The 16,263-nt window shown below is 39.6% G+C and carries 15 protein-coding genes; 1 reads left to right on the forward strand and 14 read right to left on the reverse strand.

From position 1 onward, the window contains the following. Window positions 1–30 precede the first annotated feature (30 nt). From HT721_RS09350 to pbp2a, 5 genes are all read right to left on the reverse strand, one after another. Entirely contained in the window at window positions 31–510 is a 480-nt protein-coding gene (locus tag HT721_RS09350) for a sigma-70 family RNA polymerase sigma factor (protein ID WP_173229650.1), read from the reverse strand. A 120-nt stretch (window positions 511–630) separates the two neighbouring features. Beyond that, the gene (nusG, locus tag HT721_RS09355) at window positions 631–1,167 is read right to left on the reverse strand and encodes a transcription termination/antitermination protein NusG (protein ID WP_000376739.1); all 537 of its coding nucleotides are present in this window, start codon (window positions 1,165–1,167) and stop codon (window positions 631–633) included. A 54-nt stretch (window positions 1,168–1,221) separates the two neighbouring features. Next, window positions 1,222–1,398 carry a preprotein translocase subunit SecE gene (gene secE, locus HT721_RS09360; protein WP_001210991.1) on the reverse strand — a complete coding sequence of 59 codons (177 nt, stop codon included), beginning with the start codon at window positions 1,396–1,398 and terminating at the stop codon, window positions 1,222–1,224. A 9-nt stretch (window positions 1,399–1,407) separates the two neighbouring features. After that, window positions 1,408–1,560 (reverse strand): 50S ribosomal protein L33, encoded by a 153-nt coding sequence (gene rpmG / locus HT721_RS09365; protein WP_001809375.1) that lies wholly within the window; start codon window positions 1,558–1,560, stop codon window positions 1,408–1,410. Between the two features lie 52 nt (window positions 1,561–1,612). After that, on the reverse strand, window positions 1,613–3,808 hold the full coding sequence (gene pbp2a, locus HT721_RS09370; protein ID WP_173229652.1) for a penicillin-binding protein PBP2A: 2,196 nt from the start codon (window positions 3,806–3,808) through the stop codon (window positions 1,613–1,615). A gap of 86 nt (window positions 3,809–3,894) precedes the next feature. Here pbp2a and HT721_RS09375 point away from each other — a divergent pair, with 86 nt between their 5' ends. Beyond that, on the forward strand, window positions 3,895–4,770 hold the full coding sequence (locus tag HT721_RS09375; RefSeq protein WP_345890560.1) for an RluA family pseudouridine synthase: 876 nt from the start codon (window positions 3,895–3,897) through the stop codon (window positions 4,768–4,770). A gap of 67 nt (window positions 4,771–4,837) precedes the next feature. Here HT721_RS09375 and gap read toward each other — a convergent pair whose 3' ends face one another. The 9 genes from gap to HT721_RS09420 form a co-directional block, all read right to left on the reverse strand. After that, window positions 4,838–5,848, reverse strand: a complete 1,011-nt coding sequence (gene gap / locus HT721_RS09380; RefSeq protein WP_000260687.1) for a type I glyceraldehyde-3-phosphate dehydrogenase — start codon at window positions 5,846–5,848, stop codon at window positions 4,838–4,840. A 317-nt stretch (window positions 5,849–6,165) separates the two neighbouring features. Next, window positions 6,166–8,817, reverse strand: coding sequence for a bifunctional acetaldehyde-CoA/alcohol dehydrogenase (adhE, locus tag HT721_RS09385; RefSeq protein ID WP_173229654.1), 2,652 nt, complete (start codon window positions 8,815–8,817; stop codon window positions 6,166–6,168). A gap of 300 nt (window positions 8,818–9,117) precedes the next feature. Next, complete coding sequence (locus HT721_RS09390) at window positions 9,118–9,528, reverse strand: MORN repeat-containing protein (protein ID WP_153193860.1); 411 nt, start codon at window positions 9,526–9,528, stop codon at window positions 9,118–9,120. Then, window positions 9,515–9,958: a low molecular weight protein-tyrosine-phosphatase gene (locus HT721_RS09395; RefSeq protein WP_173229656.1), complete on the reverse strand. Its 444-nt coding sequence runs from the start codon at window positions 9,956–9,958 to the stop codon at window positions 9,515–9,517. Before HT721_RS09395 ends, HT721_RS09390 begins: the two co-directional genes overlap by 14 nt. Window positions 9,959–10,004: 46 nt before the next feature. Further along, the gene (gene yajC, locus HT721_RS09400) at window positions 10,005–10,304 is read right to left on the reverse strand and encodes a preprotein translocase subunit YajC (RefSeq protein WP_000445811.1); all 300 of its coding nucleotides are present in this window, start codon (window positions 10,302–10,304) and stop codon (window positions 10,005–10,007) included. A 117-nt stretch (window positions 10,305–10,421) separates the two neighbouring features. Further along, window positions 10,422–12,398: a transketolase gene (tkt, locus tag HT721_RS09405; protein WP_173229658.1), complete on the reverse strand. Its 1,977-nt coding sequence runs from the start codon at window positions 12,396–12,398 to the stop codon at window positions 10,422–10,424. Between the two features lie 113 nt (window positions 12,399–12,511). Further along, the gene (gene ulaG / locus HT721_RS09410) at window positions 12,512–13,603 is read right to left on the reverse strand and encodes an L-ascorbate 6-phosphate lactonase (RefSeq protein ID WP_001134226.1); all 1,092 of its coding nucleotides are present in this window, start codon (window positions 13,601–13,603) and stop codon (window positions 12,512–12,514) included. A 111-nt stretch (window positions 13,604–13,714) separates the two neighbouring features. Then, window positions 13,715–15,388: a transcription antiterminator gene (locus HT721_RS09415; protein ID WP_000242091.1), complete on the reverse strand. Its 1,674-nt coding sequence runs from the start codon at window positions 15,386–15,388 to the stop codon at window positions 13,715–13,717. A 166-nt stretch (window positions 15,389–15,554) separates the two neighbouring features. Continuing rightward, window positions 15,555–16,262, reverse strand: coding sequence for an L-ribulose-5-phosphate 4-epimerase (locus tag HT721_RS09420; protein ID WP_173229660.1), 708 nt, complete (start codon window positions 16,260–16,262; stop codon window positions 15,555–15,557). Window position 16,263 lies beyond the last annotated feature (1 nt).

Consider the following 16,263-nt stretch of genomic DNA (forward strand, 5'->3'; position numbering starts at 1 on the left):
TAAAATTTTTTTACTTTTTTGCATGACTTCCTAGTGGGTACGGATGTCAAACTCTTTAAACACAATACGTAAGTCTCTTAATACTCTTTGACGCCCTCGAAATCGTTCATTGCTTAAGACGCGTTCTAGTTCTTCTTGTTGCTCTTTAGTTTGTTTGTTTCTATAATCTCTTAGTGTTTCATGAAAGAGATAATAATCATCTAGCCACAGACCGCCCTCACTTATACGATGACTTATCTCACCCACTTCTTCATAAGGTTCTTTATTATATCTTCGTTTGTGGCTCTCTTGTTTACGGATATAGTCTAAAATTCGATTTCGAAACCTGGTTTTGAAATATTTCCTTAAACGAGGGATATCTTCTACAAGCCCTTCTTCTCTACTGATCAATTCATGTAAGCAAATCATTCCCTCTTGATCCCAGTCCGACAATTCCCATAAATGAAGGTAATATTCATTTCTACACTTATATACAATTCCTTGGACTTCTTCATATAATTCTTTAATCATAATGTTCCCCTTTCTGTGTACAGTCTAACAGATTCAGAAACACTTTTGGCACATTTCATCCATTCTGTTCTCTACACCGTCTCAACTGCACAAAAAAGAGAGGTCTTGCCTCTCTTTGGGTTATAATTCTGCGATTTGGTTTAGGTTTACTTCTGCAACTGTGTCATTACCAAACATAGAGATAATCATTTTTACTTTGTTATTATCAATTTCTGTAATCTTACCAGTGTAGTCTGCAAAAGCACCATCAATAATACGTACGGTTTGACCAACCTCAACATCGAAATCAAATTCTTGGACAGTTTGTCCCATAGATACCAAAATGTCACGAATTTCTTGTTCCAATAATGGAGTTGGTTTTGATCTGTTCCCGTGCGATCCGACAAATCCTGTAACGTTTGGTGTGTTTCGCACAACAAACCAAGCTTCATCTGTCATGACCATTTCTACAAGAACATAACCTGGAAATCGATTTTCTTCTACTTCTTTTCTCTTTCCATTTTTTTCAACTTGCACTGTTTGCGTTGGAATTTCAACGCGTAAAATATTATCCAACATATTGTAGGTTTGTGCACGTTGTAATAAATTTTCTTTTACCTTATTTTCATAACCAGAATAAGTTTGTAAAACAAACCACCCTTTATCAAAACTATCCATGATATTTCCTTTCATAAATAGAAGATTTCTAGTGTAATTAACTCCACTAATCTTCTAAAAAATGTTAATAAATCGAATCAAACCTGAAACAATCAACTGGTCAAAAATGTAAATAATTACTACAAAGAAAGCTGTGTATTCCATGATAGAACGAAAATCTCTCCAGCTTTCCTTGCGAGTTGGCCATGTTGTGTCTTTAAGAAGTCTAAAAATATCTCCAATAAAACGCATCGCTCTCTCCTATCTCGTTTCTCTGTGTGTAGTGTACTTGCCACAATGCTTACAAAATTTATTTACTTCTAGTCGTGTAGGCTTGGGGTTTCCACTAATCTTGATTGAATAGTTTCTCGAACCACAAACCGCACAAGCTAGACTTGCTTTTTTTAGTGCCATAACGCCTCCATCTTATCTATTATAACAAGAAAGCTAGGCTTTGACAAGCATCTTAGCGAAATAGATTGACTACCGAATCCCATATTGTTTGAGCCTTTTCCTTAATCTTCGCATCTGAGATAGCCCGGCTAGCCTCATCTACTAGACTTTGCGCACGTCCTCTAATATCAGACAAATTATCATCTGTCTGGCTATTATCATTGGTTTGTACTTGTCTTTTTGTGTTAGCTGGTGCAATTCCATTTTGCTTATAAGCATTTTCAACTGTAAAGGTACTTCCTGGCGTATAAGGTAAAATGGTATTGGCAATGTTTCTAAAGACATGAGCTGCACCGTTTGAAGTAGAGCCAGCTAGATAGTGATTTTCATCAGTGGTCGGAAAACCAAGCCAGTGGCTAATCACTACATCTGGAGTATAACCAATTACCCACTGGTCACTTGTGTACTCCGGATTGAAAACTGCTTCAGTTGTACCAGTTTTTCCTGCCATGACATAGTCTGCAGGCGATGAACTAATACCGGTACCATTGGTGAATGTCCCCAACATCATACTAGTCATCTTGTCAGCTACAGCTTTATCAATCACTCGTTTTTGTGAATTTTTATGGCTTGCAATAACCTGTCCGCTAGCATTTTCAATTCTACTAATAAAATGTGCTTCCGGCATTAAACCTTCATTGGCAAAAACAGCATATGCTTGAGCCATTTGAAGTGGGTTGGTTTCAACACCGCTTCCTAAAGCGACACCAAGAACACGGTCTACCTTTTCCATGTTGAGTCCAAATTTTTCGCCTGCCTCAAAAGCCTTATCAAGGCCCAAATCATTAACAGTAGCAACAGCAGGTAGATTAAGCGATTCTGCCAAGGCTTGATACATGGGGACTTCTCGACTCGTTTTGATTCCTGCATAGTTATCAACCTTATAGCTGTCGTACTGCATGGTATGGTTATCCAAGAGCTTATTCAAAGCCCAACCTGCCTCAACTGCTGGCGTATAAACAACTAAAGGCTTAATTGTAGAACCAGGGCTACGTTTCGATTGGGTTGCATAGTTGAAATTCCGGAATCCAGTTTTATCATTGTCAGCAACTTGACCGACAACCCCACGAACTCCCCCTGTTTTCGGTTCAAGAGCTACACTTCCTGATTGAGCAAATGTTCCATCCTCTGCCCTCGGAAATAGCGCTGTATTTTCATAGACAACCTGCATATTTGCTTGGTAGTTTTGGTCCAGCTCTGTGTGAATGCGGTAGCCATTATTGACAATCTCTTCCTCTGTTAAATTATACTTGGAAACGGCTTCGTTAACCACCGCATCAAAGTAAGAAGGATAGCGGTAATCTGAGATTTTTCCTTCATACTTATCGTGCAATTGCGAAGTCATATCAACTTCTGCAGCTTCGCTTTCTTGGTTTTTATCAATATATCCCGCCGCAACCATATTTTGCAAGACAGTATCGCGACGATTGGTAGAATCCTCTACAGAATTCAAGGGATTATACAATTCCGGCCCCTTCAGCATCCCTGCCAGAGTCGCAGCTTGATCCAAACTCACTTCTGACGCAGAAACTCCAAAGTATTTCTTACTCGCATCTTCTACACCCCACACACCATTTCCAAAATAAGCGTTGTTAAGGTACATGGTTAGAATTTGATCCTTACTATATTTTTTTGTTAATTCTAAGGCAAGGAAAAATTCTTTCGCTTTTCTCTCAACAGTTTGATCCTGTGACAAATAGGCATTTTTAGCCAGTTGTTGCGTAATGGTAGAACCACCACCTGAACGTCCAGCAGTGACAATAGCCAAGAAGAAACGACCATAGTTAATCCCGTCGTTTTTATAGAAAGAACGGTCTTCTGTCGCAATAACAGCATTCTGCAAATTTTTACTGATGTCAGTCAGCTCAACGTAGGTTCCCTTTTGACCAGACAAGGCACCAGCCTCTTTTTCTTCACGGTCAAAAATGATAGTCCGAGTTTTCAAGGCGTTTTGCAAATCGTTAACATTGGTTGACTTAGCTACAGCAAACAAATAGGTTCCAACTAGCAAGCCTGCACTCAAACCTAGTATAAGGACAATCTTTGTTAGATGATAGCGACGCCAGAATTTTCGAATCGGACCCACTTGGGCTAATTTTTTTCGATCACTACGAGAGCGACGTAAGCTAGTAGAATCAGAGTCCTCTAGTTCACTTGTTTCTTTTTTAAAAAGAGAAAGAAATTTCTCAAATAATTTATCTAATTTCATGCGTTTATTTTATCATCTTCGTCATAGGAAGACAAGAATTTAGCTATTTCCTATCAAAATAGGGCTTTTTTTGTTACAATATCTGTATGCAATTCACATTTACATTACCCGCCTCTCTACCTCAAATGACGGTAAAGCAATTACTGGAGGAACAACTCCTTATCCCTAGAAAAATCCGTCATTTTTTGAGAGTCAAGAAACATATTTTGATAAACCAAGAAGAAGTTCGCTGGAACGAGGTGGTGAATCCTGGAGATATTTGCCAGTTAACTTTTGACGAGGAAGATTATCCCAAAAAGGAAATTCCTTGGGGCAACCCAAACCTCATTCAGGAAGTTTATCAAGATCAACACTTGATTATTGTAAACAAACCCGAGGGGATGAAAACGCATGGTAATCAGCCAAACGAAATCGCCCTTCTTAACCATGTCAGTGCCTATGTTGGCCAAACCTGCTATGTCGTTCATCGTCTGGACATGGAAACCAGTGGTTTGGTTCTCTTTGCCAAAAATCCTTTTATCCTGCCTATTCTCAATCGCTTACTGGAGAAAAAAGAGATTTCTAGGGAATACTGGGCACTAGTTGATGGAAATATCAGCAGCAAAGAGCTTGTTTTCAGGGACAAAATCGGACGTGATCGCCATGACCGCAGAAAACGAGTAGTTGATACAAAAAATGGGCAATATGCTGAAACACATGTAAGCAGATTAAAGCAATTCCCAAACAAAACTTCCTTGGTTCGTTGCAAACTAAAGACAGGGCGAACCCATCAAATTCGTGTGCACCTTTCGCATCATAACTTCCCTATTTTAGGCGACCCTCTTTATAATAGTAAATCAAAGACGAGTCGGCTTATGCTCCACGCCTTTCGACTGTCCTTTACCCATCCGCTTACTCTAGAGAAATTAAGCTTCACTACCCTATCAGATACTTTTGAAAAAGAATTAAAAAAGAATGGATGATTGTGTCATCCATTTTTCCATATAAGAAAAGCAAGACCAAAGGCCTTGCTTTTTATCGACTCATGAATTATTTAGCGATTTTTGCGAAGTATTCAAGAGTACGAACAAGTTGTGCAGTGTATGACATTTCGTTGTCGTACCATGATACAACTTTAACCAATTGTTTACCGTCAACGTCAAGAACTTTAGTTTGAGTTGCGTCAAACAATGAACCGTAAGACATACCTACGATATCTGAAGATACGATTGGATCTTCTGTGTAACCGTATGATTCGTTTGAAGCTGCTTTCATAGCTGCGTTCACTTCATCAACAGTAACGTTCTTTTCAAGAACAGCTACCAATTCAGTAACTGATCCAGTTGGAGTTGGAACGCGTTGTGCAGATCCGTCAAGTTTACCGTTCAATTCTGGGATTACAAGACCGATAGCTTTTGCAGCACCAGTTGAGTTAGGAACGATGTTTGCAGCACCAGCGCGAGCACGGCGAAGGTCACCACCACGGTGTGGTCCGTCAAGGATCATTTGGTCACCAGTGTAAGCGTGGATAGTAGTCATCAATCCTTCAACAACACCAAAGTTGTCTTGAAGAGCTTTAGCCATTGGAGCCAAGCAGTTTGTAGTACATGAAGCACCTGAGATAACTGTTTCAGTACCGTCAAGAACGTCGTGGTTAGTGTTGAATACAACTGTTTTAACGTCGTTTCCACCAGGAGCAGTGATAACAACTTTTTTAGCTCCACCAGCGTGCAAGTGTTTTTCAGCAGCTGCTTTCTTAGCAAAGAAACCAGTAGCTTCAAGAACGATTTCTACACCGTCGTTAGCCCAGTCGATTTGTTCTGGATCACGTTCAGCAGAAACTTTGATGAATTTACCGTTAACTTCAAATCCACCTTCTCTAACTTCAACAGTACCGTCGAAACGACCTTGAGTTGTGTCGTATTTCAACAAGTGTGCAAGCATAACTGGATCTGTAAGGTCGTTGATACGAGTAACTTCAACACCTTCTACGTTTTGGATACGACGGAAAGCAAGACGACCGATACGTCCGAAACCGTTAATACCAACTTTAACTACCATTAGTGATTTCCTCCTTATGAAAATCATGAAATTTTTATTGTGAAAAGAGTAACTTGAATCACTACAAATCACCTTTCAACAAACCTATTATATAACTATTTAAGTTTAATTGCAAGTACGGGCGTTGTTTTTTGTCTACACCTCACTTATTTTTCTTTCTTTTCTAAAAGCCTATACTGCTGTCTTTCCTTGTCTGCATAGTCATTTCCCACTTTTCTTTTCAGATAAAAAACGAAAACAGAAATCTAAAATTTATTTTCGATACTCCAATTTCACAAAAAAGAGACAGGAAATTCCTGCCTCTAGGCTGATAACAATTATTTACGGCGTCCTGGTCTTTCTTTGTAACCATAGTAAGAATCTTCGATGATTTCTTGCATGTGGTCAACCATTGGAAGACGTGGGTTAGCTGGTGAACATTGATCTTCATAAGCAAGGAAGGCCAATTCACGAGAATGTTCTTTCCATTTTTTTTCATCGATTCCTTGTGCTTTGAAGTTCATTTGGATACCTACGCGCTCACCAAGTTCATAGACAGCTTTTGCGTAAGATTCCACACCTTCTTCTGGTGTAGAAGCTGGAAGGCCAAGCATGCGTGCGATATCTTGGTATTTTTCATCTGCACGGTAGTAGTTGTACTTAGGCCATGTTGCTGTCTTAGCTGGACGTGTACCGTTGTAGCGAATGACATATGGAAGCAAGATAGCATTCGTACGACCGTGGATTGTGTGGAATTGCGCACCAATCTTATGGGCCATTGAGTGAGAAATACCTAGGAAGGCATTAGCAAAGGCCATACCAGCGATTGTTGAAGCGTTATGCATTTTCTCACGTGAGTGGAAGTCTGCATTCTTAACTGAGCTTTCAAGGTTTTCGAATACAAGTTTGATGGCTTGAAGTGCAAGACCGTCAGTGTAGTCGCTAGCCATTTGTGATACGTAAGCTTCAGTCGCGTGAGTCAATACGTCCATACCAGTATCCGCAGCAACAAATCCAGGAACTGTCAATACCAAAGCAGGGTCTACGATTGCCACAGTTGGTGTCAATGAGTAGTCGGCGATTGGGTATTTACGGTTATTTGCTTTATCAGAGATAACGGCAAATGGTGTTACTTCAGATCCTGTACCAGATGTAGTTGGAATCGCGATGAATTTAGTCTTCTTACCAAGCAATGGGAACTTGAAGGCACGTTTACGGATATCCATGAATTTTTGAACAAGGTCACGGAAGTCCACTTCTGGTTGTTCATAGAAGAGCCACATTACTTTAGCAGCATCCATTGGAGATCCACCACCGAGAGCGACAATTGTATCTGGTTTGAAGGCACGCATAATCTCAGTACCACGATTTACAGTTGTGATATCTGGATCTGGTTCCACATCAGCAAAGATTTGGTAAACAACCTTATTGCGACGAAGATCAAGTTGTTCGATGATACGATCAAGGAAACCAAGCTCTACCATGGCATGGTCAGTAACGATCATGACACGTTCAACGTCACGACATTTTTGAAGGTATTGAATTGAATCACGTTCAAAGTATGTTTTTGAAGGAAGTTTCATCCATTGCATGTTATTTCTCCGTCTTCCGACTTTTTTGATGTTCAAGAGGTTAATGGCACTAACGTTATCCCCAACTGAGTTGCGTCCGTAAGAACCACATCCAAGTGTCAATGATGGCAAGAAGGCATTGTAAACGTCCCCGATACCACCGAAAGTAGAAGGTGAGTTACAGATAACACGAATAGCTTTAACAGCTTTACCAAATTCTTTAGTCAATTCTTCGTCAGCTGTGTGGATAGCTGCTGAGTGTCCCAGACCGTTAAATTCGACCATTTGACGAGCCTTAGTAATACCATCTTCACGGCTTTCAGATTTCAAAACTGCGATAACTGGTGACAATTTTTCACGAGTCAATGGCTCATTTTCACCAACTTCTTTACATTCAGCAGCAAGAATGTTTGTTCCTTCTGGAACTGTAAATCCTGCTTGTTCTGCAATCCATGTTGCCGGTTTACCAACGATATCAGCGTTCAATTTTGCACCAGCACAGTTTTTGCTATTTGCTTTCACGCCAAAGCAGAATTCTTCAAGAAGAGCTTTTTCTTTTTTGTTTACAAAGTAAGTGTGGTAAGATTTGAACTCTGCTACAAATTCATCGTAAATTTCTTTATCAATGATAACCGCTTGCTCTGAGGCACAGACCATACCGTTATCAAATGATTTAGACATGACGATATCGTGTGCTGCTTGACGAATGTTTGCTGATTTTTCAACATAAGCTGGAACGTTTCCAGCACCTACCCCAAGAGCTGGTTTACCACATGAGTATGCGGCTTTAACCATAGCATTACCACCTGTTGCAAGGATTGTCGCAACACCTTCGTGGTTCATAAGGGCACTAGTTGCTTCCATAGATGGTTCAGTGATCCACTGTACGCAGTTTTCAGGCGCTCCTGCTTTAATCGCAGCATCACGAACGATTTGAGCTGCGTGAGCTGATGATTCTTGAGCTGATGGGTGGAAGGCAAAAACGATTGGATTACGCGTCTTCAATGAAATCAATGATTTGAAGATTGCTGTTGATGTTGGGTTTGTTGTAGGAGTGATACCACAAACAACACCGACCGGTTCAGCAATAAGAGTCAAACCTGTTACATCGTCTTCTTCAATAACACCAACTGTTTTAGTGTGGCGCATGTTGTTTACTACATGTTCACAAGCAAACAAGTTCTTAGTTGCTTTATCTTCAAATACACCACGTCCTGTTTCTTCAAAGGCATGTAAAGCCAATTCTCCGTGGGCATCCAAAGCTGCCACTGACGCTTTCGCTACGATGTAGTCAACTTGCTCTTGGTCCAACTTACGCATTTCTTCAAGGGCAACTAGAGCTTTTTGCACCAAGCCATCGACATGCTTTTCAGCAGCGAGTTTCTTTTCCTCTGGTGTCACAGTTTTTTTATCAGCCATATTTTCCTCCATAGCTTTCAAGGATTAAATCCTTTGTTAATTTTTTCACAAGTTTATTATAACGCATTATTTCAACTTTGTAAACAGTTTCATAAACATTTCACAAAGAATTTTTAGCACCTTGTGAAATGTTTGCTAGTTTCTTTTCTTAGCAAGCTTTTTCTTTAAAGTTTGTGAAATTTATTTCAAATATTTTTTTATTTCACAAACTTGCTTGGAAGAGGAGCTTGGAAAGAAAGGGATTTACAGGTAAGCGCTTACTTATTTGGTTTTAACAATACCTCCTTTGATAAGGAGGCTTTATTTTTGTTGAAAAACGCCTTGTTTAAAAGTCCCTTCATACACGACTTCTTGTTCTGTTGTTAGTTTTCCTTTTCCTTCAGCCTGACCATTTACAAAATCACCTTCGTAGGCCCAGCCTTCTTTAGATTGAAAGGTACCTTTTCCGTTGAAGGCTCCATTGTTGAAGCCACCTGTATATTGGTCTCCATTTTGGAAGGTAATGGTACCTTGGCCATTCATTTTACCACGGACAAGACTGCCGTCGTAAACAATCGTTCCATTATCAAGCTTTAGAACACCTTTTCCGGGAATATTTAGAAAAAAGACGAGTAGAGCACAAAAAATAATGGCAACTACTGCTAAAAGCTCTAAACGTGGACGAGTCAGATAGACACGATACTTGTTGTAAAAATTCTTAAGATTTTCCATCTTCACTCTCCTTTTCTAAACGTTCTAGCCAAACTTGGCATCCCTCTTGAACACGCCGATAAGTCGCTTCAAAATCTCCTGTATACCAAGGATCTGGAACACTTTCAGATGCAAATAAGTGAATCTTATCTTGACAGTCTGCTGGACACATCTGACGTAAGTCAGAAACATTTGAAGCATCCATTCCGATAATATAATCAAAGTCTTCAAAATCTTCCTTACTAATATGAAGCGATGTTTTGCCTTTTTCATACGGAATCTGATACTGTTGAAAAATCCCTTGAGTGCCCTTATGAATCGGATTCCCATGTTCCCAAGAGGAAGTCGCTCGACTTTGGATTTCGTAGTTATCTGTCATTGATTTCATAACAAACTCAGCCATAGGGCTACGGAAAATATTTCCCAGACAGACAAAGACTAGTTTTTTCATCCCATTTCCTTTCTTCTATAGAAAAACGGGAGTTAGTAATCCCGTCTTATTTTTCAATTGCACCTTCGAGTGAAGCTGTTTCTTTAAGTGGTAATACGGTCTTGATAGCAGCTAGTTCAAAAGTCAAGTAAACTCCATCTACATCAAGAACAATTGTTCTCTTCTCAGTATCTACTTCATCGACTGTTCCATAAAGTCCACCGATTGTAATCACTTCATAGCCTTTTTGGAGTTTGTTTAAACTTTCCATACGTTTTTGCGCTTGTTTCTTTTGAGAACGTTGCGTAAAGAACATCAAGCCAACCATAGCCACAAGAATGATTAAAAATGTATATTGTGATTCCATTATATTCTCCTTTGTCTTTTACATAGGACTACTATATCAAATTTCAGTTACTTTTACAAGATTGTACCTTACTTTTCTAGTAAGAAAAAACCAGAGCTTGCGCCCTGATTTTTAGAATTATTTCAAGTTTTGAACGACTTTTACAAGATTTTCGACAGTAAAGCCATATTCTGCCAATACTTTTGGTGCTGGGGCAGAGGCTCCGAAGGTATCAATACCAAGAACAGCACCATCTAGTCCAACATATTTGTACCAGTTTTGAGTTGCACCCATTTCGACTGCAACACGACGGCGAACTGCATTTGGAAGAATTTCTTCCTTGTATGCTGCATCTTGTTTATCAAAGACATCTGTAGATGGCATGCTGACTACGCGGACTTTTTCACCTTGACTAGCCAATTCTTTGGCAGCTGAGACAGCAAGATTGACCTCTGAACCTGTCGCAATCAAGATTGTATCAAAGTCTGCTGCATTTTCATAGACAACATAGGCACCTTTTGCAACCTTGTCAAAATCTGTTCCCTCTTCAACAGTCAAGTTTTGACGTGTCAAGACAAGGGCAGTTGGTGTTTTCTCACTTGTCACTGCAAGGTACCAAGCTGCTTGAGTTTCACGCGCATCTGCTGGACGGAAAACATTCAGATTTGGCATGGCACGAAGACCTGCTAAATGCTCAACTGGTTCGTGCGTTGGACCGTCTTCCCCGACTGCGATTGAATCGTGAGTAAAGACATAAGTCACAGGAAGTCCTTGCAAGGCTGACAAGCGGACAGCTGCCTTCACATAGTCAGAGAAGACGAAGAAAGTTCCACCGTATACACGAAGTCCACCGTGAAGAGCCATCCCGTTCAAGATCGTTCCCATTGCAAATTCACGAACACCAAACTGAATGTTACGGTTCAAGCGATGAGCATCGTCTTGAAGTCCGTCAGTCTTGATATAAGTCATGTTTGAGTGAGCTAGGTCAGCTGATCCACCTAGGAAGGTTGGTAATTTAGCCGCCACAACATTCAAGGCATCTTGACTTGAATTACGAGTTGCTTGAGAGAAACCATTTTCTAAAGCTGGGAAGTCTGCTGGAGTCACTTCAACTGGATCACGTCCATCGATGATAGCTTCTACTTCTGCAGCCAATTCTGGGTGAGCTTCTTTATAATCAGCAACTAATTTAGTCCAAGTTTGATAAGCTGATGCACCACGATCTGCAACATGTTCTTTGAAATCAGCATAAACTTGTTCTGGAATTTCAAATGGTTCATAGTCCCAACCGAGAGCTTGACGAGTAGCTGCAGTTTCATCTGCTCCAAGAGGAGCACCATGTACGGCATTAGTTCCTTGTTTATTTGGAGAACCGTATCCAATAACCGTCTTCACTTCAATCAAAGATGGCTTGCCTGAAGCTTTAGCTGTTTCGATAGCAGCATGGATTGCTTCCAAGTCTGTTCCATCTTCAACCAAGGCAGTATGCCAACCATAGGCATTGTAACGGTCACGAACGCTTTCTGTAAAGGAATCTTTTGTCTCACCATCCAAGTTGATGTCATTTGAGTCATAAAGAACAACCAACTTATCCAGTTTTTGCAAACCTGCGTATGAAGCCGCCTCACTTGAGACACCTTCCATCAAGTCTCCGTCTCCACAGATAACGTAAGTATAGTGGTCAAAGATATTGTAGCCTTCACGGTTATATTTGGCTGCCAAAAAACGTTCTGCTTGGGCAAAACCAGTAGCAGTTGAAATCCCTTGCCCTAGAGGACCTGTCGTAGCATCAATCCCTGCTGTATGGCCAAATTCTGGATGACCTGGTGTTTTTGAACCCCATTGGCGGAAGCTCTTGATCTCATCCATGCTGACATCTTCAAAACCAGAAAGGTGAAGAAGGGCATATAGAAGCATTGAACCATGACCAGCTGAAAGAATAAAACGGTCGCGGTTAATCCAGTTTGGTTGAGCTGGATTGATACGAAGTTGTTTTGTAAAGAGGCTGTAAGCCATCGGAGCTGCTCCCATAACCACACCTGGGTGACCTGAGTTGGCTTTGTTGATAGCGTCAATACCTAGGAAACGAATTGCATTAACAGATAGATTTGACATAGAATTTCCTTTCTATTTGAGGTGATTATTGAATCACACATTCTATTTTACTATTATATGAAAATTATCCGTATCATGCAACATACGGATAACCTCCAAAGAATATTTTTATATTATAGCAAAGCTTTAAATTGAATGTTAGAGTCTTGTTCAAAACAATCATCAAAACCACGTGGATGATGGTATTCTACTAAGTGTTGATCTTGAGGATAAGTGTACTTACCGCCAACTTCCCAGATAAATGGATGGAAATCGTATTGCAAGCGATCTTTTCTCATTTTCCAAAGTTCTAGAATCTCATTAGTAGAAGCCATGAAGTTAGACCAGATATCATAGTGAACTGGGATAATGACTTTGGTACGCAGATTTTCTGCCATACGAAGAAGGTCGATAGATGTCATTTTATCTTGGATACCTACCGGATTTTCACCATAGTTATTCAAAGCAACATCAATTTTAAAGTCTTTACCATGTTTTGCAAAATAGTTTGAGAAGTGAGAATCTGCACCATGATAGATGGTTCCACCTGGTGTTTCAAAGATATAGTTAACAGCCTTTTGAGCCATTTCTTCATCTGTAACAGCTAAGCCAGCAAGTTCACCGCCTGTCTCATCAGCACCGTTCACTGGGAGAGTTACCAAGCAAGTACGGTCAAATGATTCTACTGCATGAATCTTCATATCTTTTAATTCGATAGTGTCACCTGGTTTAACAACGATGATACGTTCTTTTGGAACACCCCATCCTTCCCAGATTCGTCCACAGTGGTAAGGACCGATAAACTTAACATGCTCTAACTTCGGATTGTTGAGAATTGCTGCAGCTGTGTATGGGTCGATATGATCACTATGGAAGTGTGAAACTAAGTAATAATCTAGTTCGTTGATAGCAAATGGATCGATAACCATTGGCTGAACACGCAAGTTTGGTTGCAACTTACGAACACCTGCCATATTTGCCATTTGGTGCCCACGAACCATATCTTTCACTTTTTTGGTTGATTTTCCACGGTTTGACCAAAGGTCCATGACAACGTTAGCACCACCTGGTGTCTTAATCCAAGTACCACAGTTGCCTAGCCACCACATGGCAAAATTGCCTTCAGGTACGACTTCTTCTTCGATTTCTTCGTTCAACCATGTTCCCCACTCTGGGAAAGTAGCTAAAATCCATGACTCTCTTGTAATTTCTTTGACATTTGGCATATGTTGCCTCCTTTGGATATAATTGTTATCTTTGAGATTAGTATACCACCCTTCAAAACACTAAAAAAGACCAAGAAAAACACAGGTTTGTGTTCATCATTGGACTGTCCTTCAAATATCTTCCAAAAAAGCTTGAACTACTATTTCTTGATTTATAAGTGTTTGAACCTCTTCTTGGAACTTACTAGCCAACTTGCTGTCTACAATATAAGACGAAATAAGACTAGAAAGATTTTCACTGAAACTTTTGCTCTCATTACGAAATATATTGTGTTTAAGATAGTCTAGCATTTTCAAAATATCTTCTGCTTCAAGGATAGGATTAACCCTTAAAATCGGAAATCTGCTATCCAAATCATCATTAGTAGTAATCACTACATCAACTTGTGCAATATCTTCCACACTCTTAAATTGTTCTGTTGTAAATACAGTGCCAATTTGCTCATTTGGAAAATAAAGTTTGCATTGTTTCAGCAAAAGTCTCGAAACCGCAACACCTTCATCACAAACGAGATAAACTTTTTTCATATTTTTTTGAGACGATGGTGTATACTTTAAAAATCCTCCAATATGAATCGTCAAATAGGCAATATCATCGTCTGTTAGCCGAATAAACCATGCTCCTTCTAAAATTTCCGCAGATTTTCTAGTGACTAAAAATAATTCTCCATACTTGGATCGAATTTGTTTTGTTAGAGGATTTTTAGAAAAAATACCGTACGTCTTTCTAAATAACAAGGCTTTACAGTGGATCATCAAATTTCGTAACAAATCATCCTTGTTCTCAATCTCCATTCGAATTTGTGATTCAAAATACCAGATAAATTCTTCTAAAGCAAGTTTTAATTGCCGAAAATCATCACTTTCTGCATGAATATCCAAATCTTTACGATAGGAGAGGAGAAGAACAGCTACAAGAGAAACTTCAAGTTCTGACAAAGAAATTTCAAACTTTTGAAACAACCGCTCTCCTAATTTCTTAGACACCTGATACTCTATTCTTTTTCTTATCAAAGAAAATTCTTTCTCTATATCCTGATGTCTTTCTTGATACTGTTCAACATTATGACAGCTTAACAGCAAATAAGGTAGAACCTGCAACATAAAAGTTACTTCATGATGATTTATTTTCTTCCCTAAATCTTGTTCAACTAAAGGAACCTGTTCCTTAAAAAATTGGTTCATTTCAACAGAAAGCAAACACTCACCATCTAACCTCTCTTTCATCTTATCTTCTAAAATAGATACAAAAGTGGCATTTTCTTCCATAAAAATATGATATAGAAGCGATTGAAGATACTGAATTTTATTAAGGGGGTGGGCATGAAGATGGTATCCCTGTGACTTGCTCACTTGCAAGGTCACCTGATATTGTTCCAAAGTTAGTTGATAACGAATACTATTCAAATCATTGAGAACAGTATTCCTAGACACCTCTGTTAACTCCATCAATTTTTCAATCGTAATACGTTCTTTAGAAATACCTATCCATAGTAACATTATCATCATACGTTCATGCGCACTCATGATATAATCGTACGAATCTACTTCCGATAATAGTTCACAACAAGCATCTCTCTGCTCTTCCGTTAAGTGAATACCAATTCGTGGAATACTAATGATATGAAGCGCCTCGTCACCCAAAGCAGCATTGATTTTGTCAATGTGATAATAAATTTTCCTTCTTGACTCTTTCAAATCTTTTGAAATCGCCATAATCGTTTTGGACGTTTCTTGATCCATCAAATATTGAAGCAAATCACAACTTGCCTTATCCAGTACCATATTTCATACTCCTCTATCAATCAACTGCCTTGAAAACAACTTTATAATAGTATCACATTCACTAACGCATTTCAATTATCAACAGTAGTCTCTTAATAACGAATACTTACAATTACAAAAGCGAGGCTTGGATCGAAAGGTCCTAGCCTCTTTTCAATTCAATTTCTTATTTCTTTTGACCGTAATAAGCATTTGGTCCATGCTTACGTTGGTAGTGCTTTTCTAGAATGTACTGGGGAGCAGGTTCAACTCTTGGATTGATTTGTTCTGTAAAGCGATTCATCTTTGATACTTCCTCTAGTACGACAGAGTGATAAACAGCATTCTCTGGATTTTTGCCCCAGGTGAATGGACCGTGATTGCGTACAACAATTCCTGGTACTTCAACCGGGTTAAGTCCGCGACGTTCAAACTCTTCTACGATAACCAGGCCAGTATCTTTTTCATAGGCCACTTCTACTTCGTCCTTGGTCAAACTACGGGCGCAAGGGATTGAACCGTAGAAATAGTCTGCATGGGTTGTTCCGTAGAAAGGAATATCACGACCTGCCTGAGCCCAACCAACAGCTTCTGTCGAATGAGTGTGGACTACACTACCAATTTCTGACCAAGCCTTATATAACTGCACATGAGTTGGAAGATCAGAAGATGGTCTTAAATCTCCTTCTAGAACTTGGCCATCCAAGTCCGTCACCACCATGTTTTCAGGTGTCAATTCGTCATAATCCACACCTGATGGTTTGATAACAATGACACCGAGTTCCCGATCGACTTCAGATACATTCCCCCAGGTAAATTTGACAAGTCCATGTTTTGGTAATGATTGATTGGCATTACAGACTCGTTTACGCATATCGTTTATTACTTGATTCATC

This window comes from Streptococcus sp. 4094 (assembly GCF_013277125.1).
Taxonomy (GTDB): domain Bacteria; phylum Bacillota; class Bacilli; order Lactobacillales; family Streptococcaceae; genus Streptococcus.

What these genes read in the sequence shown, in the direction of transcription:
- HT721_RS09350 (WP_173229650.1), bottom strand. Translation starts at nt 510, where the DNA reads ATGATTAAAGAATTATATGAAGAAGTCCAAGGAATTGTATATAAGTGT.
- nusG (WP_000376739.1), bottom strand. Translation starts at nt 1,167, where the DNA reads ATGGATAGTTTTGATAAAGGGTGGTTTGTTTTACAAACTTATTCTGGT.
- secE (WP_001210991.1), bottom strand. Translation starts at nt 1,398, where the DNA reads ATGCGTTTTATTGGAGATATTTTTAGACTTCTTAAAGACACAACATGG.
- rpmG (WP_001809375.1), bottom strand. Translation starts at nt 1,560, where the DNA reads ATGGCACTAAAAAAAGCAAGTCTAGCTTGTGCGGTTTGTGGTTCGAGA.
- pbp2a (WP_173229652.1), bottom strand. Translation starts at nt 3,808, where the DNA reads ATGAAATTAGATAAATTATTTGAGAAATTTCTTTCTCTTTTTAAAAAA.
- HT721_RS09375 (WP_345890560.1), top strand. Translation starts at nt 3,895, where the DNA reads ATGCAATTCACATTTACATTACCCGCCTCTCTACCTCAAATGACGGTA.
- gap (WP_000260687.1), bottom strand. Translation starts at nt 5,848, where the DNA reads ATGGTAGTTAAAGTTGGTATTAACGGTTTCGGACGTATCGGTCGTCTT.
- adhE (WP_173229654.1), bottom strand. Translation starts at nt 8,817, where the DNA reads ATGGCTGATAAAAAAACTGTGACACCAGAGGAAAAGAAACTCGCTGCT.
- HT721_RS09390 (WP_153193860.1), bottom strand. Translation starts at nt 9,528, where the DNA reads ATGGAAAATCTTAAGAATTTTTACAACAAGTATCGTGTCTATCTGACT.
- HT721_RS09395 (WP_173229656.1), bottom strand. Translation starts at nt 9,958, where the DNA reads ATGAAAAAACTAGTCTTTGTCTGTCTGGGAAATATTTTCCGTAGCCCT.
- yajC (WP_000445811.1), bottom strand. Translation starts at nt 10,304, where the DNA reads ATGGAATCACAATATACATTTTTAATCATTCTTGTGGCTATGGTTGGC.
- tkt (WP_173229658.1), bottom strand. Translation starts at nt 12,398, where the DNA reads ATGTCAAATCTATCTGTTAATGCAATTCGTTTCCTAGGTATTGACGCT.
- ulaG (WP_001134226.1), bottom strand. Translation starts at nt 13,603, where the DNA reads ATGCCAAATGTCAAAGAAATTACAAGAGAGTCATGGATTTTAGCTACT.
- HT721_RS09415 (WP_000242091.1), bottom strand. Translation starts at nt 15,388, where the DNA reads ATGGTACTGGATAAGGCAAGTTGTGATTTGCTTCAATATTTGATGGAT.
- HT721_RS09420 (WP_173229660.1), bottom strand. Translation starts at nt 16,262, where the DNA reads ATGAATCAAGTAATAAACGATATGCGTAAACGAGTCTGTAATGCCAAT.